Source organism: Rhodospirillales bacterium (assembly GCA_014323865.1).
Taxonomy (GTDB): Bacteria; Pseudomonadota; Alphaproteobacteria; order SP197; family SP197; genus SP197.
This window is the reverse complement of the sequence record JACONG010000004.1, coordinates 69,484-93,449: the sequence shown is the minus strand read 5'-3', so window position 1 is coordinate 93,449 and position 23,966 is coordinate 69,484. Positions and strand designations below refer to the sequence as shown.

The 23,966-nt window shown below is 64.5% G+C and carries 20 protein-coding genes and 1 pseudogene; 11 read left to right on the top strand and 10 right to left on the bottom strand.

The window, feature by feature from the left end; translation table 11 throughout:
• Nucleotides 1-27: 27 nt before the first annotated feature.
• Together ffh and GDA49_01075 are read right to left on the bottom strand one after the other, a co-directional pair.
• Nucleotides 28-1,467, bottom strand: coding sequence for a signal recognition particle protein (gene ffh, locus GDA49_01080; GenBank protein MBC6439013.1), 1,440 nt, complete (start codon nucleotides 1,465-1,467; stop codon nucleotides 28-30).
• 274 nt (nucleotides 1,468-1,741) lie between these two features.
• Nucleotides 1,742-2,224: an L-2-amino-thiazoline-4-carboxylic acid hydrolase gene (locus tag GDA49_01075; GenBank protein MBC6439012.1), complete on the bottom strand. Its 483-nt coding sequence runs from the start codon at nucleotides 2,222-2,224 to the stop codon at nucleotides 1,742-1,744.
• Nucleotides 2,225-2,417: 193 nt separating this feature from the next.
• Here GDA49_01075 and GDA49_01070 point away from each other — a divergent pair, with 193 nt between their 5' ends.
• The 7 genes from GDA49_01070 to GDA49_01040 all read left to right on the top strand — a co-directional run bounded on the left by GDA49_01070 (nucleotide 2,418) and on the right by GDA49_01040 (nucleotide 7,428).
• On the top strand, nucleotides 2,418-3,245 hold the full coding sequence (locus GDA49_01070) for a diaminopimelate epimerase (protein ID MBC6439011.1): 828 nt from the start codon (nucleotides 2,418-2,420) through the stop codon (nucleotides 3,243-3,245).
• Nucleotides 3,246-3,257: 12 nt separating this feature from the next.
• Complete coding sequence (gene mtaB / locus GDA49_01065) at nucleotides 3,258-4,499, top strand: tRNA (N(6)-L-threonylcarbamoyladenosine(37)-C(2))-methylthiotransferase MtaB (protein MBC6439010.1); 1,242 nt, start codon at nucleotides 3,258-3,260, stop codon at nucleotides 4,497-4,499.
• Nucleotides 4,496-5,431 (top strand): signal recognition particle-docking protein FtsY, encoded by a 936-nt coding sequence (gene ftsY, locus GDA49_01060; protein ID MBC6439009.1) that lies wholly within the window; start codon nucleotides 4,496-4,498, stop codon nucleotides 5,429-5,431. The genes mtaB and ftsY overlap by 4 nt, the downstream gene beginning before the upstream one ends.
• 51 nt (nucleotides 5,432-5,482) lie before the next feature.
• Nucleotides 5,483-5,803, top strand: a complete 321-nt coding sequence (locus GDA49_01055; protein ID MBC6439008.1) for a nitrile hydratase subunit beta — start codon at nucleotides 5,483-5,485, stop codon at nucleotides 5,801-5,803.
• Nucleotides 5,800-6,090, top strand: coding sequence for a nitrile hydratase subunit beta (locus GDA49_01050; protein MBC6439007.1), 291 nt, complete (start codon nucleotides 5,800-5,802; stop codon nucleotides 6,088-6,090). The genes GDA49_01055 and GDA49_01050 overlap by 4 nt, the downstream gene beginning before the upstream one ends.
• Nucleotides 6,087-6,728, top strand: a complete 642-nt coding sequence (nthA, locus tag GDA49_01045) for a nitrile hydratase subunit alpha (protein ID MBC6439006.1) — start codon at nucleotides 6,087-6,089, stop codon at nucleotides 6,726-6,728. Before GDA49_01050 ends, nthA begins: the two co-directional genes overlap by 4 nt.
• A gap of 70 nt (nucleotides 6,729-6,798) precedes the next feature.
• Nucleotides 6,799-7,428 carry an ATP-dependent Clp protease proteolytic subunit gene (locus tag GDA49_01040; protein ID MBC6439005.1) on the top strand — a complete coding sequence of 210 codons (630 nt, stop codon included), beginning with the start codon at nucleotides 6,799-6,801 and terminating at the stop codon, nucleotides 7,426-7,428.
• A gap of 12 nt (nucleotides 7,429-7,440) precedes the next feature.
• Here GDA49_01040 and GDA49_01035 read toward each other — a convergent pair whose 3' ends face one another.
• From GDA49_01035 to GDA49_01020, 4 genes and pseudogenes are all read right to left on the bottom strand, one after another.
• On the bottom strand, nucleotides 7,441-8,319 hold the full coding sequence (locus GDA49_01035) for a DUF4231 domain-containing protein (GenBank protein ID MBC6439004.1): 879 nt from the start codon (nucleotides 8,317-8,319) through the stop codon (nucleotides 7,441-7,443).
• A pseudogene (locus tag GDA49_01030) lies at nucleotides 8,316-8,725 on the bottom strand (TIR domain-containing protein). Before GDA49_01030 ends, GDA49_01035 begins: the two are co-directional and overlap by 4 nt.
• Nucleotides 8,726-8,809: 84 nt before the next feature.
• Nucleotides 8,810-9,358, bottom strand: coding sequence for an NUDIX hydrolase (locus tag GDA49_01025; protein ID MBC6439003.1), 549 nt, complete (start codon nucleotides 9,356-9,358; stop codon nucleotides 8,810-8,812).
• Between the two features lie 5 nt (nucleotides 9,359-9,363).
• The gene (locus GDA49_01020; protein ID MBC6439002.1) at nucleotides 9,364-9,540 is read right to left on the bottom strand and encodes a hypothetical protein; all 177 of its coding nucleotides are present in this window, start codon (nucleotides 9,538-9,540) and stop codon (nucleotides 9,364-9,366) included.
• Between the two features lie 326 nt (nucleotides 9,541-9,866).
• On the opposite strand from GDA49_01020, the gene GDA49_01015 reads away from it, so the two are divergent.
• Genes GDA49_01015 through GDA49_01000 form a run of 4 tightly spaced genes read left to right on the top strand, consistent with a single transcriptional unit; the run spans nucleotide 9,867 to nucleotide 15,526 of the window.
• Nucleotides 9,867-11,726 (top strand): ABC transporter substrate-binding protein, encoded by a 1,860-nt coding sequence (locus tag GDA49_01015; GenBank protein MBC6439001.1) that lies wholly within the window; start codon nucleotides 9,867-9,869, stop codon nucleotides 11,724-11,726.
• A gap of 37 nt (nucleotides 11,727-11,763) precedes the next feature.
• On the top strand, nucleotides 11,764-12,870 hold the full coding sequence (locus GDA49_01010; protein MBC6439000.1) for a microcin C ABC transporter permease YejB: 1,107 nt from the start codon (nucleotides 11,764-11,766) through the stop codon (nucleotides 12,868-12,870).
• The gene (locus tag GDA49_01005) at nucleotides 12,870-13,910 is read left to right on the top strand and encodes an ABC transporter permease (protein MBC6438999.1); all 1,041 of its coding nucleotides are present in this window, start codon (nucleotides 12,870-12,872) and stop codon (nucleotides 13,908-13,910) included. Before GDA49_01010 ends, GDA49_01005 begins: the two co-directional genes overlap by 1 nt.
• Entirely contained in the window at nucleotides 13,907-15,526 is a 1,620-nt protein-coding gene (locus GDA49_01000) for an ABC transporter ATP-binding protein (GenBank protein MBC6438998.1), read from the top strand. The genes GDA49_01005 and GDA49_01000 overlap by 4 nt, the downstream gene beginning before the upstream one ends.
• Nucleotides 15,527-15,640: 114 nt before the next feature.
• Here GDA49_01000 and GDA49_00995 read toward each other — a convergent pair whose 3' ends face one another.
• The 4 genes from GDA49_00995 to GDA49_00980 all read right to left on the bottom strand — a co-directional run bounded on the left by GDA49_00995 (nucleotide 15,641) and on the right by GDA49_00980 (nucleotide 23,553).
• Nucleotides 15,641-16,708, bottom strand: a complete 1,068-nt coding sequence (locus tag GDA49_00995) for a TAXI family TRAP transporter solute-binding subunit (protein ID MBC6438997.1) — start codon at nucleotides 16,706-16,708, stop codon at nucleotides 15,641-15,643.
• A gap of 450 nt (nucleotides 16,709-17,158) precedes the next feature.
• A complete protein-coding gene (locus tag GDA49_00990; GenBank protein MBC6438996.1) occupies nucleotides 17,159-19,234 on the bottom strand; it encodes a hypothetical protein in 2,076 nt (691 codons plus the stop codon).
• Nucleotides 19,235-19,315: 81 nt separating this feature from the next.
• Nucleotides 19,316-22,834, bottom strand: coding sequence for an FAD-dependent oxidoreductase (locus tag GDA49_00985; GenBank protein ID MBC6438995.1), 3,519 nt, complete (start codon nucleotides 22,832-22,834; stop codon nucleotides 19,316-19,318).
• 158 nt (nucleotides 22,835-22,992) lie between these two features.
• Entirely contained in the window at nucleotides 22,993-23,553 is a 561-nt protein-coding gene (locus GDA49_00980) for a siroheme synthase (protein ID MBC6438994.1), read from the bottom strand.
• Nucleotides 23,554-23,966: the final 413 nt, after the last annotated feature.

Genomic DNA, 23,966 nt, shown 5'->3' with positions numbered 1-23,966 from the left:
GATGACACAACGGGAAAGCGGCAGCCCCTAGAACTTCATGCCGGGCGGCAGTTTCAGACCCTGGGCCATTTTCCGAAGATCGGCTTCGCTGGGCATGTCGCCGGCACCGGGACCGCCCATGCCGGGCATCTCCATGCCGGGCGGGAGCTGGCCCTTCTTGCCCATCTTGCGGACCTTTTTCATCATCCCGTTCATCTCCTGGAACTGCTTCAGGAGCTTGTTGATCTCCTGCACCTGGGTGCCGGAGCCGGCGGCAATACGCTTCTTGCGGCTGGCGTGGACGATGCGGGGGTCGGCGCGTTCCCTGGGCGTCATCGACGACAGGATCGCTTCCTGCCGCTTGAGCATGCTGTCGTCGACCCTGGCGGCCGCCATCTGCTTCCTGGCCTTGCCGACGCCGGGCAGCAGACCCAGCAAACCGCCCATGCCGCCCATCTTTCTGAGCTGCTTGAGCTGGGCCCACATATCGTCGAGGTCGAACTTCTGGCCCCTGGCGAACTTCCGCTGGAAGCGCTCGGCATCCTCCTGCTCGATCGTCTCGGCGGCCTTTTCGACCAGACTGACGACATCGCCCATACCCAGGATGCGGCCCGCGATGCGGTCGGGGTGGAAGGCCTCGAGCGCGTCGAGCTTCTCGCCCGTGCCCAGCAGCTTGATCGGGCAGCCGGTGACCGCGCGCATCGAAAGCGCGGCACCGCCGCGCGCGTCACCGTCGACCCGGGTCATGACGATGCCGGTGACGCCGACCTTCTCCTTGAAAGCGCTGGCGACGTTGACCGCGTCCTGGCCGGTCATCGCGTCGGTGACGAGCAGGGTCTCCTGCGGTTGCGCCGCCTTGCCGACCTCGGCCACTTCGGCCATGAGCTCTTCATCGATCGCGAGCCGGCCGGCCGTGTCGAGCAGGACCACATCGACTCCGGTCTTGCGCGCCCGGTCCATCGCGCGACGCGCGATCTGCACGGGCAGTTCGCCCATGATCACGTCGAGCACCGGGACGTTGGTCTGCTCGCCCAGCACCGCCAGCTGCTTCTGAGCGGCCGGGCGGCGCACATCGAGCGAGGCCATCAGGACCTTCTTGCCACCCGCCTGGCCCTGCAGCCAGCGGCCGATCTTGGCCGTCGAGGTCGTCTTGCCAGAGCCCTGCAGACCGACCATCATGATCGCAATCGGCGGGTTGCCCTGGAGATTGAGCGCAGTGGCCTCCGCACCCAGCGTCTCGACCAGGTGATCGTGAACGATCTTGACCACCTGCTGGCCGGGATTGACGCCGCGCATCAACGCCTGGCCGATCGCGCGTTCCCTGACCGCGTTGACGAAGTCCTTCACCACCGGCAGCGCGACATCGGCTTCGAGCAGTGCGACGCGAACCTCGCGCAGGGCGGCGCTGACGTCCTCGTCCTTCAGCGCACCCTTGCGCTTGAGCCTGTCGAAGATGCCCTCGAGGCGGTCGGAGAGATTATCGAACATGAGGCGGTATGTCCGGAGCGCAGCCTGGCGTCGAGGAGTTCACGATATGGTGCCTCCATGACGTTTTGCCCTATCGCGCTGCCTGATACAGGTCAAGGTGCGCGCCATCCCTTCCGCGCGACCTACGCATCGTGAAAGAAACCGACGCACCGCCCTCACCGCAGACCGACAGGATGCGGCTGCCGAGGCCGCCGGATCCCACGGCCCGGCGCATCGCCAGTGCTGCAGGCACCCGGCAGCAGCGACGCACCCGGACAAGCCACACGTCTCAAACTCACGAGTCCTCTCCCGTCATCCGGTAATGAAAGTCGCAGTAGTCGGCCCCCTGCATGATCGTCTGCGTGCGTGTCAGCTTGATGCGGGGGTCGTAGCCCTCCACGAAGGTCGCATCCCGGTTGCACGAAAGCTGGAAGCCGATCTCGCCCACGCCCATCGCGTGATACATCTCGGCGTAGCGGCAGCGCGTCACCTTGTAGACGTACTCGTCTTCGGTGTGTTTTGTCACCTCGCTCTCAAGCGCACCGTCGGCGTCCCACAGATGCTGGAACGAGGCGAAACCGTCGATCCCACCGGAACTGCCGTGGTCGGCGGCAAAACGTTTCCCCTCGTCGATCGCCGCTTCGATGATCGCCTTGCCGATGATGCGCTTGGCGGTCTCCTCACCGACCTCCGTCTTGAGCGACTCATAGATCGGCTTGATCACCTCGGCCTGAATGCGGCGGCGTTCCAGAATGGGAAGACGGTTGAGCGTGGTCATGACGGGGCCCTTCGTGGGGACACGGACAAGACCACGGTCGTCCGGATGGGGCAACCGACACGATGCCGCGTTACGGCGTTGGGCCGAGATTGGCGACATCTGCGAGTTCTGACAGGTTGGACGGCTGCACGGTGCGGGCCTATATAATTCGTGATGATCCGTGATAATCCGTGATGATCCGGGACAGCGCGCCATGAACGGCCTCGCTTTTCTCAAGATGCACGGGCTGGGCAACGACTTTGTCATCGTCGATGCCAGGAGCCGTGACATCCCGCTGACACCGGGCGCGATCCGCACGATCGCGGACCGACGCTTGGGCGTGGGTTGCGATCAGCTTGTCCGGATCGAGCCCAGTGCCGGTGGCGACGTCTTCATGCGTATCTGGAACCCGGACGGCAGCGAGGCCGAGGCCTGCGGCAATGCCACGCGCTGCGTCGCCCGTCTGGTCATGGACGAGACCGGGCGCAACGCCATCGACGTCGAGACCGTGGCGGGTGTGCTGCCGAGCCAGATGAACGGCACCGGCATGGTGGATGTCGACATGGGCAAGGCCAGGCTCGGCTGGCGCGAGATCCCGCTGGCGACCGAGAACGACACGCTTCATGTCGATCTGGGTCCCGAAGCGCCGGAACCCGCCGTCTGCGTCAACATGGGCAATCCCCATGCGGTGCTTTTCGTCGACGATTGCGACGCGGTCGATCTTGCGGTCACCGGCGCTGCGCTGGAGCACAGCGCGATGCTGCCCGAACGCGCCAACATCAGCTTCTGCACGGTCGAAAGCCCGACCCGCGTCCGGGCCCGGGTCTGGGAACGCAGCGCCGGCGCGACGCTGGCCTGCGGTTCGGCCGCCTGCGCCATTGCCGTCGCGGGCGTCAGGCGCGGCCTGACGGAACGCGCCGTCACCGTCACGCTGCCCGGTGGCGATCTCACCATGCAGTGGCGCGACGACGGTCACGTCCTGATGGCCGGACCGGCCACCCTGGCCTACGAGGGCACACTGGCACCCTATCTGGCGGATTGAGGACGAATCGAGATGGGCGATGTCCTGACCTTCGGCTGCCGCCTCAACGCCTATGAGACCGGGGTTATCCGCGGCCATCTGAAAGACGCCGACGATCATGACACGATCGTCGTCAACACCTGTGCCGTGACCGCCGAGGCGGAACGCCAGGCGCGCCAGGCGATCCGCCGCGCACGCCGCGAACACCCCGACGCCACGATCGTGGCGACCGGCTGCGCGGTGCAGATCGACCCCGCAGCCTGGGCCGCTCTGCCGGAGCTCGACCGGGTGGTGGGCAACATCGAGAAGCTCCAGGCCGAGACCTGGAGCGCACCGGCGACCGGGCGGATCAGCGTCAACGACATCGCCGAGGTGCGCGAGACCGCCGCCCATATGCCGAACGGCTTCGAGGACCGGGTGCGCAGCTTCGTGCAGGTCCAGAACGGCTGCGACCATCGCTGCACCTTCTGCATCATCCCCCATGGCCGCGGGCCGAGCCGCAGCGTGCCCGCCGGCGCGGTGGTGCAGGAAATCCGGGGCCTGGTCGAAGCAGGCTATCGCGAGGTCGTACTGACCGGAGTCGACATCACCTCATGGGGTGACGACCTGCCGGGCAACCCGACCCTCGGCGATCTCGTGCGCCGCATCCTGAAGCTGGTGCCCGGACTGCCCCGCCTGCGCGTCACCAGCCTGGACATCGCCGAGACCGACGAGGCCCTGATGCGCGCCATTGCCGAGGAGGAGCGCCTGATGCCGCATCTCCATCTCAGCCTGCAGGCGGGCGATGCCATGGTGCTCAAGCGCATGAAGCGGCGCCACAGGCCCGCGGAGGCCGTGGCGTTCTGCGAGACCGTGCGCGCATTGAGGCCGGGAACCGTCTTCGGTGCCGACCTGATCGCCGGTTTCCCGACCGAAACCGACGCCATGTTCGAAAACACCCTGCAGCATGTCGCCGACTGCGGCCTGACGTGGCTGCACGTCTTCCCCTATTCGGAACGGCCCGGCACGCCCGCTGCCCGGATGCCCGGGGTCGACAAGGCCCTGCGCAAGGAACGCGCCGCACGCCTGCGCGATGCGGGCGACCGTGCGGTCGCCGCGTTCCTCGACGGCAGGATCGGACAGGGTGCCGATGTCCTGGTCGAAGCGGAGGGGCGCGGCCACAGCGAACACTTCGCACCGGTCACGACACCGACCGGGCTTGCCGCCGGCACGCTCGCCCGTCTCACCATCGCCGGACGCGACGGCACGACCCTGCTGGCCGAGGCGGCCCGATGAGCGAGGGTGGCTGGTTCTCGAGGCTGCGGGCGGGCCTCAACCGTTCGTCTGACCGCCTGACGCAGTCGATCGGCTCGATCTTCACGAAACGCAAGCTGGATGACGAGGCGATCGAGGAACTGGAAGAGGCGCTGATCGCCGCCGACCTGGGCGTCGCGACGGCCGCGACTTTGTCGGCGGAGCTCGCGCGCAAGCGCTTCGACAGGGAAGTCACCGACGAGGAGGTGCGCGGCGACCTTGCCGAACACATCGCGACGATCCTCGAACCGCTCGCCGTTCCGCTCAATCCCGATCCGGCGCACAAACCGCATGTCGTTCTGGTCATGGGCGTCAACGGTGTGGGCAAGACGACAACGATCGGCAAGCTCGCCAGGCACCATGTCGACGACGGCAAGACGGTCGTGCTCGCCGCGGGCGACACCTTCCGTGCCGCCGCGATCGAGCAGCTCCGGATCTGGGGCAGCCGCACGGGTTGCACGGTGGTCGCGGGCAAGCAGGGCGGCGATGCGGCCGGCCTGGCCTATGGCGCACTGGAGACCGCGCGCGAGGACGGCGCCGATATCCTGCTGATCGACACGGCAGGCCGGCTCCACAACAAGGACGACCTGATGGCCGAGCTGCAGAAGATCGTGCGTGTGCTCGGCAAGCTCGACGAAACCGCGCCGCACGACCGCATCCTCGTGCTCGACGCCACCACGGGCCAGAACGCCAACGCCCAGGTCGAAGCCTTCCGGGGCATGTGCGACGTCAGCGGGCTGATCGTGACCAAGCTCGACGGCTCGGCCCGCGGCGGCGTCATTGTCGGCCTGGCCGACAGGTTCGGCCTGCCGATCCACGCCATTGGCGTCGGCGAAGGTGCCGAAGACCTTCGGCCCTTCGACGCCAACGACTTCGCCCGCTCGCTCATGGGGCTCGACCGGCCCGCGCCATAGCCGGCGCAAGCGCTGCTTGCTGCATCCTGTAGCAAGGGCCATGATCCTGCCATGACTGAAGAACCCTATCGTCCCCATCACGATCTCGCGGGCCGCGAGGCCGGTGAGATCGAGCGCCACGAACATGCGCTGGCCCACTGGGAAAAGCAGGTCGATGCCATGCTCATCCTGCTGGCCGACCCGCAGCGTGGCGCGATGCGTGTCGACGAGCTGCGCCGCGGTATCGAAAGCCTGCCGCCCGATGCCTACGACCGCATGAGCTACTACGAGCGCTGGATCGAATCGATCCGCACCGTCATGGTCGAGAAAGGCATCGTCACCGAGGACGAGATCGCCGCGCGCATCGCCGCCCTGCGCGAGACCGCATCATGAGCGGGCCGCGCTTCGCGCCCGGCGATCGGGTCACGGTGGTCCGTCGCTACCCGCGCCATCACCACCGCGCACCCGACTACATCAAGGGCCGCACCGGCGTGGTCGAGCGCATCTGCGGCACATTCGGCAACCCCGAGACCCTGGGCCATGGCGGCGACGGCAAGCCCGACCAGCCGCTCTACCGGGTGCGCTTCACCATGGGCCACCTGTGGGGCACGCGCGCGGAGGTCGCGGCCGACACGGTCGAGGTCGAAGTCTACGAGAACTGGCTGGAGCAGGCGTCATGAGCGAGACCCGCGACCACGCGCATTCTCACCCATTCCAGCCCGACGACGACGCCGGCGGTCAGACCGAACACATGCTGCTGGTCCGCGCCATGCGCGAACTTCTGGTCGAAAAGGGCGTCTACAGCGCCGAGGACGAGCGCCGAGCGATCGAGCGCATGGATGCCATCTCGCCGACCGGTGGTGCCCGGGTCGTTGCGCGCGCCTGGACCGATCCGGCCTACAAGCAACGTCTGTTGGCCGACGGCAGTGCGGCGGTGCGGGAGCTCGGCCTCGAGATCGGCCCGACGCGACTCATCGTCGTCGAGAACACCGGCAATCTCCACAACGTCATCGTCTGCACGCTGTGCTCCTGCTATCCGCGCTACGTCCTGGGCATCCCGCCGGCCTGGTACAAGGCACGCGCCTACCGCTCCCGCGTCGCGGTCGAACCGCGCAAGGTGCTGGCCGAGTTCGGCACCGATCTGCCCGACAGCGTCGAAATCCGGGTCCACGATTCCACTGCCGACATGCGCTACATGGTCCTGCCCGCCCGACCCGCCGGCACCGGGGGGTGGGACGAAGACGCACTCGCCTCCATCGTCACCCGCGACTGCATGATCGGCGTCTCCCTGCCGCTTGCGGAGCTTGAGGACGCCTGAGTCAGCTTGCATTCGGCTGGCGCGGCTCCTATGTGGGGCCTTGAGATTTCGCCGCAATCAGGACACCCCGATGATCGATTTCGACCTGCCCCACGCTGCCGACGACGACGACGATGACGACGGCAAGGACGAAAAGGCCGGGAAGAAGGAGCCCCGGAGCCGTCCGGCGGCCAGGATCCTCTTCGAATCGCGCATGATCCTGTTGTTCGGGGAGATCGACGAGAAGGCCGCACGCGAGACCTGCGGCCAGCTGATCGCCATGAGCGAGGAAAGCGACAAGCCGATCAGGCTGATGATCAGCTCGCCCGGCGGCCACGTGGAATCGGGTGATGCGATCCACGACACGATCCGCTTCGTTTCGGCCCCGGTGAAGGCGATCGGCACGGGATGGGTCGCCAGCGCCGGCGCCCACATCTATCTCTCGGCCGAGAAGGACAACCGCTACTGCACGCCCAACACGCGCTTTCTGCTGCACCAGCCGATGGGCGGCATCGGCGGCAAGGCGACCGAGATCGACATCGAGGCCAGGGAAATCCTCAAGATGCGCGACCGGCTCAACCGCATCATTGCCGAAGAGACCGGCCAGCCGATCGAACGCGTCGCGAAGGACACGGACCGCAACTACTGGATGGGTCCGGAGGAAGCCAGGGACTACGGCATCGTCGCTCATATCGTCGACAGGATCGACGAGGTTCAGTAGCGCCCGGCAACGCTAGCTAGATTGTCGGGCCTTCCACTGGGTATGTTCTCTCGAGAACGCGAGCTCAGCCTCATTCACAAAATCTGACAGTTCTTTCTCATTGTTAATTTCGCTTATTCCAGCTTGGAGGAATCCAATTTCGTGTGCAGTCAAAGTATAGGCTGCGGTCAGTTCGTTGAACTTCTTGATCTGAATCCATCCGACAATCGCAGATGCGATTACAATAAGAGGCTCCAACGGCCAGATTTGCCAGCTTTCATCCCAGTACATAGCGCGCAAGATGATTAGGAAGAAAGCAGCGACGTAAATCAACACACAAAAACACATCCAGCATTTGTATGACTTTTTGTTACTGGAAGCTTTCTTTGTATACCAAAGGCGCTGTTCTTTAATTCTCTCTTCCAAGTATATGTGCTTGCGTCTTTCGAGTTCAGACTCTCGTACAGTGTCCATTTCATGGGTAACTTGATCGAGCTGATCGTCTCGCTGAATAATATGTTCTCCGAGGTTCTCGTTATTGTACAGCAAGCCTTTGAGTATATTCCGCAGTTCAGATCGTGGCACGCTAACGCTCTGAGCATCCTCGAATGGCTCTGACCGCATCATGTATCGCCAGCTTATGGTCTTTATTGATTCGGCAAGAGCTCGGCAGCGGTACCATGCTTGTTCGGGCTTTCGAAACCACATCCAGAACAAAATTGCCAATGATGTAAGCAGGACCATAACAAAGCCGAAATAATACAATTCGGAGTTAAACAGCTCCATTGAAAGTATGGCCAAGATAATCAGAAACAAATACTCAAATCTTACCAGAGTTAAGTACCAAGATTGTGCCGACTTCGACCCTTTATCGGCAGCTTCATAAATGGCTGGATATGTGATCTTTGTCATCGCGCCAGCCTCCTTATAGCATCAACGATAGAACTGGTGTTCCAGCGCACAATCTCATCCGCAGCACGGGTTACCGCTGAGGGGATCCTTGACGAACTCCATGGCCGCACGCCCAGGATCGGTTTGCCGAGATATTCAGCAAAGTCGATTTCAAACTGAATCCAGTCACTGTAAGAAACATACATGCCAGATAATATTATCACGACTTCAACCGGCCTGATTTGACGTCTGAGCTGCTCCTCTAGCTGAGTTTTGACATTCCTTCGAACGCCTTATTGACGGGTACCGAGTAGTTGCTGTACTTGAAGTTGTTAGCATTATCAAGAAAGGAAATCATGCGGTCATATGCTCCGCCATATGTCCAAGCATGGCTTATGAACAGCCGATAATCGTGAAGTGCTGGCATCGGTATACTCCTAAGTTGCCGTTTCTAGTGTCGCCTCATATAGACTATCCAGAGCCCTAGTACAACACGAAACGACAAGGAGGGTCAAGCGGCAAATTCGCCCAGGTCGCCCGGCGGATTGGTGCGGGCGGTCATGTCGCCGGTGTCCTGCGCCTCGCGCCAGTGGTTGAGCGCCCAGTGGACCGACGGGAAGGCGAGCTCCTGCCATGGCACGTCGTCCCAGGCGAAGAGCCCGACCTCAAGCGTTTCCTGCCGGGCGGCGATCTCCGGTGACAGCAGGCTCGCGGCATAGATCACCTGCACCTGGCCGATGCGCGGGATGTTGTAAACGGCGAGCAGGCGATCAAGCCGCAGGTCGGCACCGGTCTCCTCGCGCGCCTCGCGCAAGGCGCCCCGCTCGGTCGTCTCGCCGTTCTCGAGGTAACCGGCGGGCAGGGTCCAGAAACCGCTGCGCGGCTCGATGGCGCGCCGACCCAGGAGAATTCTGCCGTCCCACTGCGCGACACTGCCCACCACCACCTTGGGGTTGGCGTAGAGGATGAAACCGCAGTCGTTGCAGACCAGCCGTTCCCTGTTGTCACCCGGCGGCACCGACCTGTTGATTGGCCCCCTGGGCTCCCTGTCATCGACCATCGGCGCTATTCCGTCAGTGCGGCGCAGGCGTCGTTCAGACGCTCCGCGGAACCATTGTATGCCTCATTGTACGCCTCAAAGGCCTTGTCGCAGGTGTCACCGGACGCCGCGGCGGGCAGCGCCGGAACGGTGACAGCGGCGAGGGCAGGCGCGGTGTGGCGGAGCGTGGTGAACACGGTCATGCCCGGTTGTTCCTTCTGAATGGTGCCTGGCTCAATAGTCCCTGGCTCGATGGTGCCCGGCTCGATGGTCCTCAAGGTGGTGACGCGCGGGTGTGCGTGCCATGTCTGACCTCAGGATCCTTGTTCGTCGCAGGCGATGCGGCAGATGACATCGGCGGCACCGGTGGGCGATCCCGCGATGCCGGAGCCGGCTCTGGCTCTGCTGTCGCGTGACCGATGACATGACTGTGACCGCTTCCGCCATCTTTTGCCCCGGCCGGTGGCACAAAACGCCGCAATCGCTACGATAGGATCCCGAACTCCCCGCTCTTCCAAAGGAATTGACGATGCGTGCCCTGACCGCCCTTTTCGCCGGCCTGCTGCTTGTCGTGCCTGCGACCGCACAGGACGAACAGATATACGACGAACAGATCCGGGACGAACAGATCCGGGGGGGCCACGGCATCTCGATCTATGGCGACCTCAAGTATCCCGCCGACTTCCCGCACTTCGACTATGTCAACCCCGATGCGCCCAAGGGCGGCGACGTCAGGATGTGGTCGTTCGGCGGTTTCGACACGCTGAACGGTTTCACGCTCAAGGGCCAGGCGGCACCGGGCCTGGGCCAAGTCTACGATACCCTTCTGAAGAGTGCGTCTGACGAAACGTTTTCCGAATACGGCCTGCTGGCCGGGGAGATTCTCATGCCGGAGGACCGCTCGTGGGTCGCCTTCAAGCTGCGCCCGGAAGCGCGCTGGCATGACGGCATGCCGGTCACGGTCGAGGATGTGATCTGGACCTTCGAGACCCTGACCACCGAGGGCCATCCCTACTACGCTGCCTATTACGCCAATGTCGTCGGCGCGACCGACGGCGGCGGCGGCTGGGTGCGCTTCGATTTCGACGCCCCGGGCAATCGGGAACTGCCGCTGATCATGGGCCAGATGCAGGTGCTGCCGAAACACTGGTGGGCCGACCGCGTGTTCAACGAAACGACACTGGAACCGCCGCTCGGCAGCGGGCCCTATCGGGTGATCGACGTCGATCCCGGACGGTCGGTGACCTACGAGCGGGTCGAGGACTACTGGGGTGCCGATATCCCTGTGAACGTCGGTTTCAACAATTTCGACACCGTGCGCTACGACGAGTATCTCGACTTCGACATCGCTCTCGAAGCGTTCAAGGCCAACCAGTACGACTTCCGCATCGAGAACAACTCGAAGCGCTGGGCCACGGCCTACAACGGACCCGATTTCGACAACGGTCTGATCGTCAGGGAAGAACTTCATCACCAGCGCCCGACCGGCATGCAGGCCTTCGTCTTCAACACGCGCCGGGCGATCTTCGCCGATCCCCGCGTGCGCCGGGCGCTGGGCCATGCCTTCGACTTCGAATGGTCGAACAGGAACCTGTTCTACGGCCAGTACGCTCGCACCACGAGCTACTTCTCGAACTCCGATCTCGCCGCCGTGGGGATGCCGAGCGAGGCAGAACTGGCGCTGCTCGAACCCTTCCGCGACCGGCTTCCCGCAGAGGTCTTCGGCGAGCCCGCCATGCCGTCCGTCACAGACGGCAGCGGCAACATCCGGAGCCAGTTGCGCGAGGCCAAGGCGCTGCTTGAGGACGCCGGCTGGACCGTGCAGGACGGCGTCCTGGTCGGGCCGGAGGGCGACGCCATGGCCTTCGAGATCCTCCTCGTGCAGCCGGCCTTCGAGCGCATCGTCCAGCCCTTTGCGCGCAACCTGGAACGCCTCGGCGTGCGCGTCGATATCCGCATCGTCGACGCCGCGCAGTACGAGCGTCGCCTGGAGACCTTCGACTTCGACATGGCCGTCGCGAGTTTCGGGCAGTCCCGTTCGCCGGGCAACGAGCAGCGCGAATACTGGACTTCCGAGGCCGCCGGGATCGAAGGCAGCCGCAACCTGATCGGCATCAGGGATCCGGCGGTCGATGCCCTGGTGGAGACGCTCATCTTCTCCGACACCCGGGACGCGCTGGTGACGGCAGCGCGGGCGCTCGACCGCGTGCTGCGCGCGGGCCATTATGTCGTTCCCAACTGGCACAGCCGCCATGACCGCGTGGCCTACTGGGACAAGTTTGCCCATCCCGAGACGATCCCCGACGACGGCATCGTCTTCTTCACCTGGTGGATCGACGCCGAGGAGCAGGCCGAACTCGACGCCCTGCTTGAGGAAGAAGACGGCTAGAGCGGCTCGTCGTCATACGCGCCGGAGTTCTTCGATCATGCTCGCCTATATCGTCCGTCGACTGCTGTTCATCGTGCCGACGCTGTTCGCGATCATGACGATCAACTTCGCGATCGTCCAGTTCGTGCCGGGCGGTCCGGTCGAACGGATCATGGCGCAGATGCAGGGTGCTGATGTCGGGGCGACAGCGCGGGTCAGCGGCAGCACGTCCGAGCTCGCGTCCCGTTCCGGTTCGAACACCAGCGGCGAGGGCCGCAGCCTCTATCGCGGCGCGCAGGGCCTGCCCGACGGGTTCGTCGAAGAACTCGAACGGATGTACGGCCTCGACAAGCCGCCGGTCGAACGGTTCCTGCTCATGATGGGAAACTATCTCTCCCTCGACTTCGGCGACAGCGCCTTTCGGGATCAGGCCGTGGTCGATCTCGTGATCGACAAGCTGCCGGTCTCGATATCGCTCGGGCTCTGGACCACGCTGATCGTCTATCTTGTCTCGATCCCGCTCGGCATCGCCAAGGCGCAAAGGGACGGCAGCCGGTTCGATGTCTGGACCAGCGGTGCCATCGTCCTGGGCTACGCCATTCCCGGCTTCCTGTTCGCGATCCTTCTGGTCGTGCTGTTCGCCGGCGGCTCCTACTGGAAAATCTTCCCGCTGCGCGGCCTGACGTCACCGGGCTTCGACGACATGACGACGTGGCAGCAGATCGGTGACTACTTCTGGCACCTGGCACTGCCCCTGACGGCGCTGGCAATCGGCGGCTTCGCGACGCTGACGATGCTGACGAAGAACTCCTTCCTCGATCAGATCCGCAGCCAGTATGTCGTCACCGCCCGCGCCAAGGGTCTGACCGGGCGTCGCGTGCTCTACGGCCACATTTTCCGCAACGGGATGCTGATCATCATCGCCGGTTTCCCGGGTGCTATCGTCGGCATCCTGTTCACCGGTGCCCTGTTCATCGAGATCATCTTCTCGCTCGATGGCCTGGGGCTGCTGGGCTACGAGGCCGCGATCAATCGCGACTACCCGGTGATGTTCGCGACCCTCTACGTCTTCACCCTGCTGGGGCTGCTGATGAACCTCATCGGGGACCTCATGTATGTCGTCGTCGATCCGCGGATCGATTTCGAGAGCCGGAACGTCGGCTGATGGCCCTGTTGCGCACTCTCGACCCGATGAACCGGCGGCGGTTGACCAACTTCCGGGGCAACCGGCGGGGCTACTGGTCGTTCCGGGTCTTCGTCGCCCTGTTCGCCCTGACCCTGCCGGCCGAGATCATCGCCAACGACAAGCCGCTCTTCGTCTGGTACGACGGCGCGCCCCATATCCCGGTGTTCGTCGCCTATCCGGAGACCGCGTTCGACGGCGACTTCGAGACCGAAGCCGACTATCGCGACCCCTTCGTTCAGGAGCTCATCGCCGGGAAAGACGGCTGGATCGTCTGGCCGCCGATCCCGTTCAGCTACCAGACCATCAACTACGATCTGCCGACACCCGCGCCGTCACCGCCGTCGGCCGACAACTGGCTCGGCACCGACGATCAGGGCCGCGATGTGCTGGCCCGGCTGATCTACGGCTTCCGCATCTCGGTGCTGTTCGGCCTCGCCCTGACCTTCTGCGCATCGGTCATCGGCATCGCCGCGGGTGCCGTACAGGGCTATTATGGCGGCTGGATCGATCTTCTGGCACAGCGCGCGCTCGAGGTCTGGAGCGGCATTCCGGTGCTCTACATCCTGATCATCCTCGCCAGCGTGATCGTACCGAGCTTCTGGACGCTTCTGGGCCTGATGGTGCTGTTCTCATGGACCGCACTGGTCGGGCTGGTGCGTGCGGAGTTCCTGCGCACACGCAACTTCGATTACGTCCGGGCCGCCCGCGCGCTCGGCGTCACCGATCGTGTCATCATGGTGCGTCATGTCCTGCCGAACGCCATGGTCTCCACGCTGACGTTCCTGCCCTTCATCCTCAACGGCTCCGTCACGACCCTCACCGGCCTCGATTTTCTCGGACTCGGCATGCCTCCGGGATCGCCGTCGCTGGGCGAGTTGCTGAACCAGGGCCGCAACAATCTCCAGGCGCCCTGGCTCGGCCTTTCGGCCTTTGTCGTTCTGGCCGCGATGCTTTCGCTGCTGACCTTCATCGGCGAGGCGGTGCGCGACGCTTTCGATCCGAGGAAGATGCCATCATGACCCTGCTCGAGGTCAACGATCTCGCCATTCGCTTCACCGTCGAAGGCCGCCACCTGGATGCGGTGCGTGGCGTCAGCTTCGGAATCGAAAGAGGCGAGACGCTGGCGCTCGTCGGTGAGTCCGGGTCCGGCAAATCGGCAATCGCGCTTTCGGTGCTCCAGCTCCTGCCGCAGCCGATGGCAAGCCACCCGAGGGGGTCCATCGCGTTCGACGGCCATGAGATGATCGGTGCGGACGAGAAGACGCTGCGCAGCGTGCGCGGCAACCGGGTCTCGATGATCTTCCAGGAGCCGATGACCTCGCTCAATCCGCTCCACAGCATCGAGAGGCAGATCGCCGAGTCGCTCATCCTGCACAAGAGCATGGCGCGCGGTCAGGCACGGCAGCGGGTGCGTGAACTGCTGGAGCTCGTTGGCCTGGGCAATCTCAGGCACCGCCTGCGCGACTATCCGCACACACTCTCGGGCGGCCAGCGTCAGCGTGTGATGATCGCCATGGCGCTCGCCAACGAACCCGATCTGCTGATCGCGGACGAGCCGACCACCGCACTCGATGTCACCGTGCAGGCCCAGATCCTGAAACTCCTGAAGGCGCTCCAGGCACGCATGGGCATGGCGATCCTCTTCATCACCCACAACCTCACGATCGTGCAGCGCTTCGCCGACCGGGTGTGCGTGATGAACGACGGGCTCATTGTCGAGCAGGGCGATGTCGCGACCGTCTTCGAAAACCCGCGGCATGAATACACCAGACACCTGATCGCCTCGGAGCCACGCGGCAGGCCCGATCCCGTGCCCGAAGGAAGCGGCACGCTGGTCGAAACCGACGATCTCAGGGTCTGGTTCCCGATCCGGCGCGGCGTGCTGCGTCACACGCAGGGCCATGTGAAGGCGGTCGATGGCATCGACCTCTCCGTGCGCCCGCGCGAGACCGTCGGCGTCGTCGGCGAGTCGGGCTCCGGCAAGACAACGCTCGGCATGGCGATTCTGCGCCTGATTTCGAGCGACGGGGGTATCGCGTTCGACGGCCGGCCGCTGCAGGGTCTCGATTTCAGCGATCTGCGCCCCCTGCGACGGGAACTCCAGGTCGTCTTCCAGGATCCCTATGGCTCGCTCAGCCCGCGCATGGCGATCAGGGATATCGTCGGCGAAGGGCTGAGGGTTCACGGCATGGGCGGGAACGACGCCGGGCGCCGGACACTGGTGGGCGAAGCGATGGAGGAGGTCGGGCTGGAACCCGCCATGATGGACCGCTATCCGCACGAGTTCTCCGGCGGTCAGCGCCAGCGCATCGCCATTGCCCGCGCCATGGTGCTGCGCCCCCGTTTCGTCGTGCTCGACGAGCCGACCAGTGCGCTCGACATGTCGGTGCAGGCCCAGATCGTCGCGTTGCTGCGCCAGCTCCAGAAGGATCACGATCTCGCCTATCTCTTCATCAGCCACGACCTGCGCGTGGTCCGCGCCATGAGCCACCACGTGATGGTCATGAAGGACGGCAAGGTCGTCGAGAGCGGCACCAGTGACGCCATTTTCGACGCACCGCAGACCGACTACACGAAGACCCTGATGGCCGCGGCAAATGCGCACCCGTTGTGGTCGGCCTCGAGCGCGACCTGAGCGAAGATCCGGGCGAAGACGTGAGCGAAGACGTGGGCGAAGGGCGTCGCGCAGGTGTCGGTGTCCCCGGTCCGAAGCGCGCGACGGTGCCGGGCGGGCGAGAGAATTCAGGTGTCAGGCGATGTCGTCGCCTTCGACCGGCAGCGGCACGTCCGCAAGATCGAGGCCGGCCTCTTCGTAGTACGCACGCGCCCCGGGATGGAGCGGGATCGAAGCGCCGAGCAGGGCATTTTCCAGCTTGAGCTGGCGGGCCGCGGGATGACCGGAATCGAGCAGGGCCCGGCTGTTCCCGTGCCACAGTGCGGCCGCGATGCCATAGACCAGATCGTCGGGCACATCGGGCGAGACGATCCACTGCGCGCCGATCGCCAGTGTCGAAGCGTGACCCTGGCCGGGATAGGTGCCCTCCGGAATCGCCGAGAGCGAAAAGAACGGATGGCCGATCAGGATCTGCAGGGCGTCCCCGGACGGGATCGGCAGGACCTCGGCGATCCCGTCCTGGACGAGATCGAACACCGAATTGGTGGGATAACCCGCGATCACGAAGAAGCCGTCGAGGTCGCCCTCGCGCAGCATGGTCACCGAGGGACCGTGCTTGACGTACTCCGCCCCGATATCGCTGTCGGAGAGCCCGAAGTAGTCGAGGATGATGCGCGCGTCGACCAGCGTTCCCGAGCCCTCGGCACCGAGCGAGATACGCCTGCCGGCCATATCCGGGATCGACCGGATGCCGGAATCGTGGCGCACGACGATCTGGACAACCTCGGGATAGAGACTGCCGATCAGTCGCAGGTTCCGCTTCGGTGCGGCACCCTCGAAGATGCCGGTGCCGTTGTAGACCCAGAACACGACATCGGACTGGCAGAAGCCCGATTCGACCTGACCGGATACGATCGCTTCGATGTTGGCGACCGACCCCTCGGACGACTGTGCGGTGGCCACCAGACCCGGTACGCCGCAACTGCCGCCGTCCTCGCAAGCGCGCGAGCCCGGCGGGTTGGAGATGACATTCGCGATCAGCGCGCCGACGGGATAGTAGGTGCCGGCGGTTCCGCCCGTGGCAATACGGAAGAAGGTCATGTCCTGGGATCGGGCAGGCCACGGCAGGCCCGCAGCCATGCTGCCGGCAGCCAGGGCCAGCGCCCCGCGGCGCGTCCATCCCGATGCAAGCGAATTCGTCATGACTCTTCCCCTGCCCTCGCGTGCCATGCCAGCGGTCGCCGGATGCGACCGGGCTGCTTCCGGGGAGGGAACAATGTCAAAAGCCTGCGCATCCACCTGGATCCAGACGTCACGTTTGTGACCACCCACAGCATTGCGACATGTCACCGGTTACAAGCGAACAGGGAGTCGGCTCCCTGACGGGCGGCTTGTCGTCAGGCGTCTTTTCATCGGGCGTCGCGGCGCGCGGGCAGCAGCGGCCTGCCTCTGCGATCCCTGTCAGACTAGGACATTGGGGGGCCAGAACATCGGGGGGCCAGAACATCGGGGGGCCAGAACGGACTGCACCCGGCTGGAACCTGATGGGATTCCAGCCGGGTGCGGCAATCCGCTCTGCATCGGGAGACACAGAATCGGGAGACACAGAGGATTTCAGGCGGCCATGCCGCCTGAAATCGTCCTTAACGCACTTCAGTTCTGGGGATCGTTCTGGATAGCGTAGAACGCCCCGCCTTCGATATCAGGGCCGCGACGTGGGCCCTCCCTGAAGTTTCCTGTCAGGTCTCCGTGTACCAGCAACGACCCGGCGTGATCGTACACGTTACCTGCCATGGTCCCGTCGACTGTAGTAGACCTCCGGTCGGGGTCTCCCAACGCCCCGAGGAAGATCTTACCATTCAGGCCGCTGTTGATCTCGGTTGCCGTGATCGTTCCGGTACCCGTAAGAAATCCTCCCGACACGTCGCCGCGAGGGTCGCGGAAATTCTGGGCAGATGTCGTGACCGTACCTGCACCGAAATCGGCATCGATCGTGAGATTGCCAATGACACGGCGATCCGAGAAAGCATTGTCAGCCTTGACATATCCCGTCAATGTGCCTTCCCCCTCCGGGAGAGCAACCGGGACTTCAAGATGGCCATGCTCGACAGCGGCATCGATGAAACCCATATTGTCGATTTGCCGGATATGTGCGAGCGGCCTGATTGTCGAACCTGTACCGGACGGGATTTTGAGACCGTTCAGAATCCGCAGTACGTCGTAATTCTGGATGGCGAAAAACTCACCGTCGCCATCACCGAGAGTGAGAGGTGCTGGCGCTGCTCCATTGGCGATCCTGACGTTTGTTCTGCCTGAGGCCTTCTTTTTGCCTCTAAGGCTGTTCTCGGTCGCAGGCGTGTAGGTTCCTGTAACATCTCCGTGCACCAGGATTTTGTTGCCGTTGCTGTAAACCCCGCCTGCCATGTTGGCATCGACGGTTATGTCACCAACTCTGCCGTCACTGAGTTTGCCATCCAGGGTGCTGGCAATCCCGGTTGCAGTGATGGTTCCATCACCGGAAAGGGTCCCGTAGATCCTGCCACGACCGTTCCAGCCATTCTTCGCCTCACCTCTGCCCGACCAAACGTATTGCTGCCAGTGGTCAGAATTGGTGTCGAGACCACTTTGGGAAATGTCCAGGCTGGTCAGTTGATCCCTGGGGTTGCCGGCGACAAACTCGCGGAAATTGCCCGCAAATGTCCTGACCGTACCGTCATCGAAATTGGCGCCCACCAGGAGACGGCCAACGAGATAGTTTCTGGTGGCAGGCAAGATGTCGTCTTCCGACGATGCAAAGTAGTCCGTCCTCATATAACCCGTCAGGATGCCCCTCCCGGCCGGGAGAGACCTCGGGGCTTCAAGACGGCCAGATTCGACGGCGGCATCGATCAAAGCGAAGTTACCGATTTGCCTGAGATACCTGTCCCTGCTCAGGTCGATGGTTGCCTTTACCCTAGGTCCCCTGTCGGCGACGAGGGCCAGACCGGGCCCGCGACCGTTTCTCTTCGCGGTGGCGAAAAACTCACCGCTCACGTTTTCTATGTACCGTCCAGGGCCACGGCTATCCCCTGTGCGGCGGTTACGTTTGGTTAAGTCATACTGTCCCGTAACGTCCCCGTGCACCAGGGTTGCACCGTCGTTGTCGTAAACCTGACCTGACATGCCGACATTGACGACGACGTTCCTGTCTCCACCGTCATCGAGAATACCTTGCAGCTTGCTTGCAATTGTCGTTCGGGAGATGGTTCCGCCACCCGAAAGGGTGCCGTAAATCCTGCCACGGTCATTCCAGCCACCGATCACAGGCTGATCGCCGGAACGTCGGAACTGACGAAAATTGCCGGCAAACGTCGTGACCGTACCGGCACTGAAATCGGCATCGACCAGAAGATGGCCAATGATATCGCGATCGGCGGCGACGAATCCGCCCGCGTGCCAGTTCATCCTCACGTATCCCGTCATGCTGCCTCTCATGGCCGAGAGATCCTGCGGGGCTGCGAGAGTGCCAGCACCGACGGCGGTATCGATCCTGCCGAAGTTGGTGACTTGCTGACGATATACGGGCGAGGTGATGGTTACATTCCGACCGGTTTCCCGAGTAGCTGCCCGACCATCTGCACCGTGCTGGATTTCAACGCGCGGTGCGGGATCGGTCGTACTCTCCTGAGCCCAGGCGGAAACACCTGCAATCAGGAGCACACTTGCAACAACGCTTGACAACTTGTTCATGGTTAACCCCCCGCTGGGTTTTTGACACTGGGGCGTATGGCCAATCGAGGCGCGGGTGTCAAGCCATATTCTCTGCAGCGCTCATTTTTTCTGGCTGAGCCCGTTCGCGCCGCAGGCACCGTCCTTCGCGGCGTCGCGCAGGGCCAGGCCGCGCAGGGTGCGGTCGATCCAGAGCGCGGCAAGTTTTTCCTGCACGCCGTTCTGCGCCAGCCGGTCGCCCAACCCGCCGAAGTCGACCTTGTCCATCGCCTGATCCTGGTTGAAGCAGGAGAAGACCGGGGGCCGGCGTTCGCCGGTCCCGGGGTCGACCCGGGGCTGCAGGCACTGGGCGCAAATCTCCTTCATCATGCACTGCATGGGGCTGTTGATGGAGCCGATCGCGATGTGGTCGGGCTTGAGCCAGGGTTTCAGAACGCCGAAGCGGGCTGACTTCACCGCGGCCATCATCCTGTCGGAGCCGATGCAGACGATACGGTCGACGTCCGGGAGGTCGATCGTCCTGTCGCCCAGCCGGCCCTCCTGATAGGCCACAAGGGCCTCGACGATGTTGGCGACGATGGCATGGTCGCCCGGACGGCCCGGCGTGAAGCCGGGTGCCTCGTCGCAGGCCCAGATCGTCGTGTCGGATGCGGCCTCGATCTCCCCGACCTTGTAGCGGTCCTCAAGCTGCCTGTAGCCCGCGGCATAAAGCACGCGGGAGCCTGCCTCGCGCATGGCCTTGCCGATCGAGAACAGCACGGCGTTGCCGAGGCCGCCGCCGATCAGCAGAACGGTCTCGTCCGACGGAATCACGGTCGGCGTGCCGGTGGGACCCATCAGGATGACGGGTTCGCCGGGATGCAGATGCGCCATGAGGTCCGACGACCCGCCCATCTCGAGGCCGATCACGGAGACCTGCGCACCCTCGACCGGGATCGCCGCGCCGGTCATGGCCAGCGGTTCCATGGAGAGCAGCGTGCCGTCGGCTCCCCTGGGTGCGAAGCGCTCGTGGTTCTGCAGGCGGTAGAACTGGCCGGGGCGGAAGGCGCGCGCGGCAGCCGGTGCCTCGATCACCACCTCGACGATGGTCGGCGTCAGCCGCTCGACCGCGACAACGGTGGCGAGCAGCCGACCGTCGAGCCGGTTGAAGAAGGAGTCGTCGGAGACGGCATCGTGGGGCCCCAGCCGCCTGAGCACCTGCGAGATGACCGGGTAGGCTCGCCTGGTGCCGCCCATGGCCTTCACGACGTTGCCGGCAAAGCTGGGGTGGAGATCGCCGTGGAAACTCACGGCCCGACCGTCGGCGGCGCGATGCATCAGGACATGCGTGTCGACCGGCTTGGCCAGCCGCTCGGGCGAGACCGGGTTGCCGTCGAGATCGAGGGCCTGGAAGAACCTGCCGTCGAGGCCGAGACGATCGGGATCCTCGCGCGCGAGCACCGTGTTCGGCTGCGTGCCTGCGGCGACCAGAACGGCGCGTGCGGGAAGAACGTGTTCTGCGCCCGCGCCATCGGTCATGCGGATCGCTTCGGTATGGCCGCGTGTGTCGGTGTCGATCGCCACGGGCGACAGGCCCGGCGCAATCCGGATGCCCTCCTCCATGGCGAGCGCGACCTCCTCGTGGTTGAGGCGGTAGCTCGGCGCATCGACGAGATCGCGCCTGTAGGCCATGGTGACGCCGCCCCAGCCGTCGAGCAGGTCGAGAATGCGAGGTTCGCGATTCCCGTTCCGCGCGGCGGTACGTTCGACACGAAGGGCACGGGCGTGTTCGAGGAACGTGTCGCCGATTTCCGTCTCCTCGGCGTTCCAGCCCGCGCGAACGGCGTCCTCTCCGATTTCGGCGGAGAGCGTTTCGTAACGGCTGAGGAACTTCTCGACCTGGACGGGGTAGTAGGCCAGCGCCTCGGTGGCCGTGTCGATCGCCGTGAGGCCGCCGCCGATCACGACCGCCGGCAGGCGGAGCTGCAGATTGGCGACCGAGACCGCGCGCGCCGCACCGGTCAGCTGGAGCGCCATCAGGAAGTCGGAGGCCATGCGCACACCACGGGCGAGGGCGTTGGGCATGTCGATACAGGTTGGCCGTCCGGCACCGGCACAGTGAGCGATGTGATCGAAACCGTAGCCGAAGGCATCCTCGATCGTCAGCGTACCACCGAAGCGTACGCCGCCGTACATGCGGAAACTCCGGCGACGTTCGATCTGCAGCCGGATGAGCTTCAGGAAGTTCTTGTCCCAGCGCACGGTGATGCCATATTCGGCAACGCCGCCGAAACCGGCCATGACCCGGTCGTCGAGCGCTTCGTAAAGCGCCTCGACGTCGCGGATCGGGGCAAAGGCCTGGCGCTGGCCCATGATGTCGATGCCGGAGATCCCGGGGTCGAGCGGCTCGATCCTGAGCCCGTCGACCGCGACCACCGTGTGGCCGTCGTTGATCAGATGGTGCGAGAGGTTGAAGCCGGCCGGCCCCGTCCCGACCACCAGCACGCGCCGCCCGGTGGCGGGCCGCGGCAGAGGCCGGTCGAGGTTCAGCGGATTCCAGCGCGACAGCAGGCTGTAGATCTCGAAGCCCCAGGGCAGCGCCAGAATGTCCTTCAGCGTGCGGGTCTCGATCTGCGGGATGTCGACCGGATCCTGGCGCTGGTAGATGCACGCCTTCATGCAGTCGTTGCAGATGCGGTGGCCCGTGGCGGCGCAGAGCGGGTTGTCGACCATGGCGACAGCGAGCGCGGCAAGGCCGTGGCCCTGCGCCTTCAGCATGTTCATCTCACCGATCTTCTCGTCGAGCGGACATCCCGCCAGCGTGACGCCGTGGGCCGAGACCCTGAAGGCGTTGCCGTCTTTCTCCCTGAGGCCCTTCGAGCAGCTGTCCTTGCCCTGGTTGTGACAGAAGATGCAGTAGTTGGCGTGGTCGAGCGCGCGCTCCAGATCCATGCCGTTGTCGGTCAGGCCGAAGCCCTCGCGCAGGCGCAGGTGCTCATCGTGCGCCCGCAGCATGGTGACACCGTCGATGACCACCGTATCGAGGGCGACCAGATTCGCGGGATCGACCTTGCCCGGCAGATGGAAGAGCGGGCTCTTGCGATAGCGCTCCTGGCCGGCGGCCGTGAGCGTCGCCCAGGCGGCGAAGCGGGCCGCGCTGTCGAGCCTGTCGGCGTTGGCCTCCTCGTCCTCCAGCCAGGCCATGACGGCGCGGGCGAAGGAGAGTTCATTCAGCGTCCCGCCGATCAGCGACTCGACCTCGCGGCGCAGGGCCGTGCCGTCGGCCGCCGCCAGTTCATCGGGCCTGAAGGCCCTGGCGGCCCGACGGCGCACGAAGATCAGCTTGCATTTGTAGATCGGATCGAGCCGATCCCGCTCGGCACGGTGCCCGGCGACCTCCGCCGTCACGCCGAAGAGCCCGGCCACGAAGTCCTCGACAAAGGGGCCGAGTTCGGTCAGCAGATCGGAGTGGTCCCTGTCGTCGAGCGCCGTCGGATCGGCACGCCCGGTCATCAGGCGATTGAAGAGGGCCGTGTCGCGGTCCCTGAGCGCGTCGACGAAAAGCCGGTCGAGGCGCACGAGTCCGTCGCGGTCGTAGAGGTCGTCGAAGGCCAGGCCGTGGGCCAGGGAAAGCTCGGTCATCGGGATCCGGAGGTCATCGGTCTCGCCACTGCGGCGCGCGCTCTTGTCCAGTGGGTTCAAGGTCCAGTGGGTTCAAGGTCCAGTGGGTTCAGGGCTGCGATGGAAGGCTGCGCCATGCGGGCCAGACCCGAACCGGCTGCGGCGGTGGTGCCAGCCGTTCAGGTCAGCCATTGCCGTTCCTCCACGAAGCGGCACAGCCGCTGCCTGACAGCAGCCATGTCGGCACCCTGGGCACGCCAGCGCCTGCGCGCCTCGGCAACCTCGTCGATGCGCCCGCCCCATTCCGGACCGAACAGGGCTTCGAGATGACGCCGCAGAAGGCCCGACAGCCCCGGTGCCTTTCCGTTGGTCGAGATCGCGAGGGTCAGGTCGCCCCGACGCACGACGGCAGGCAGGTGGCAGTCGCAGTACTCCGGGCGATCCTCGATGTTGACCAGCACGCGCAGGGCGCGGCATCGCTCGGCCAGGGCAACCTCCTCGTCAGGTGCCAGACCGGCCGAGATCGCGACATGGGCGCGGGCCAACTCCGCGTTGCCCGGAAGGTGGCGGACGAGATCGTCACCGGCCGCGCGGGTCAGGGCATCATTGGCGCGGTCGGCATAGACCGTGAGATCGCGGGCTCCCGCGTTCCGCAGTGTTTCGACCTTGCGCGCGGCGGCGGCACCACGGCCCACCACGGCGAATGACAGGCGCGCCGAATCGAGCTGAATGGGGAGCATGTCAGACCCTCCCCGCGCGATCACACATATCCATATCGCCCATGGCCATCGCGCGGCCCGTGCGGGCACAAACACCGCAGAGGTCGTAACGAGAGGTCATGACGATCGGCAAGGCTCAGGGGTCCGGGGCGGGTCTGGAACATGGCGCATCTCCGTTTCGTCGGGGCACCGTCCCGGGCCTGCCTGCGGGTCATCCGGCCGGATCGCGGGCACAAAAAGCCGCCCGATCCGTGTGATGGGCAACGCGCCCATCGCTTTAGCCGTATTTCTGGAGCGCCCGCAAGCTGAGGATCAAATCGGCGCTTTCGGACCATGCGATAGCGCATGATGACGGAACCGGCAAACGATAAATTCTGGGGGGCCGTCAGGATTCCTTATCGGGGCGGGCAGGTTCTGCGGCCAGGTTGCGCGAT

Excerpts from the sequence above, each read along its gene's own strand:
- GDA49_01000 (MBC6438998.1), top strand. The coding sequence starts at position 13,907 with ATGACCCTGCTCGAGGTCAACGATCTCGCCATTCGCTTCACCGTCGAA.
- GDA49_01070 (MBC6439011.1), top strand. The coding sequence starts at position 2,418 with ATGAACGGCCTCGCTTTTCTCAAGATGCACGGGCTGGGCAACGACTTT.
- GDA49_01050 (MBC6439007.1), top strand. The coding sequence starts at position 5,800 with ATGAGCGGGCCGCGCTTCGCGCCCGGCGATCGGGTCACGGTGGTCCGT.
- GDA49_01020 (MBC6439002.1), bottom strand. The coding sequence starts at position 9,540 with ATGACCGTGTTCACCACGCTCCGCCACACCGCGCCTGCCCTCGCCGCT.
- GDA49_01040 (MBC6439005.1), top strand. The coding sequence starts at position 6,799 with ATGATCGATTTCGACCTGCCCCACGCTGCCGACGACGACGACGATGAC.
- mtaB (MBC6439010.1), top strand. The coding sequence starts at position 3,258 with ATGGGCGATGTCCTGACCTTCGGCTGCCGCCTCAACGCCTATGAGACC.
- ftsY (MBC6439009.1), top strand. The coding sequence starts at position 4,496 with ATGAGCGAGGGTGGCTGGTTCTCGAGGCTGCGGGCGGGCCTCAACCGT.
- GDA49_01015 (MBC6439001.1), top strand. The coding sequence starts at position 9,867 with ATGCGTGCCCTGACCGCCCTTTTCGCCGGCCTGCTGCTTGTCGTGCCT.
- GDA49_00985 (MBC6438995.1), bottom strand. The coding sequence starts at position 22,834 with ATGACCGAGCTTTCCCTGGCCCACGGCCTGGCCTTCGACGACCTCTAC.
- nthA (MBC6439006.1), top strand. The coding sequence starts at position 6,087 with ATGAGCGAGACCCGCGACCACGCGCATTCTCACCCATTCCAGCCCGAC.
- GDA49_00995 (MBC6438997.1), bottom strand. The coding sequence starts at position 16,708 with ATGACGAATTCGCTTGCATCGGGATGGACGCGCCGCGGGGCGCTGGCC.
- GDA49_01010 (MBC6439000.1), top strand. The coding sequence starts at position 11,764 with ATGCTCGCCTATATCGTCCGTCGACTGCTGTTCATCGTGCCGACGCTG.
- GDA49_01075 (MBC6439012.1), bottom strand. The coding sequence starts at position 2,224 with ATGACCACGCTCAACCGTCTTCCCATTCTGGAACGCCGCCGCATTCAG.
- ffh (MBC6439013.1), bottom strand. The coding sequence starts at position 1,467 with ATGTTCGATAATCTCTCCGACCGCCTCGAGGGCATCTTCGACAGGCTC.
- GDA49_00990 (MBC6438996.1), bottom strand. The coding sequence starts at position 19,234 with ATGAACAAGTTGTCAAGCGTTGTTGCAAGTGTGCTCCTGATTGCAGGT.
- GDA49_01025 (MBC6439003.1), bottom strand. The coding sequence starts at position 9,358 with ATGGTCGATGACAGGGAGCCCAGGGGGCCAATCAACAGGTCGGTGCCG.
- GDA49_01055 (MBC6439008.1), top strand. The coding sequence starts at position 5,483 with ATGACTGAAGAACCCTATCGTCCCCATCACGATCTCGCGGGCCGCGAG.
- GDA49_00980 (MBC6438994.1), bottom strand. The coding sequence starts at position 23,553 with ATGCTCCCCATTCAGCTCGATTCGGCGCGCCTGTCATTCGCCGTGGTG.
- GDA49_01005 (MBC6438999.1), top strand. The coding sequence starts at position 12,870 with ATGGCCCTGTTGCGCACTCTCGACCCGATGAACCGGCGGCGGTTGACC.
- GDA49_01035 (MBC6439004.1), bottom strand. The coding sequence starts at position 8,319 with ATGACAAAGATCACATATCCAGCCATTTATGAAGCTGCCGATAAAGGG.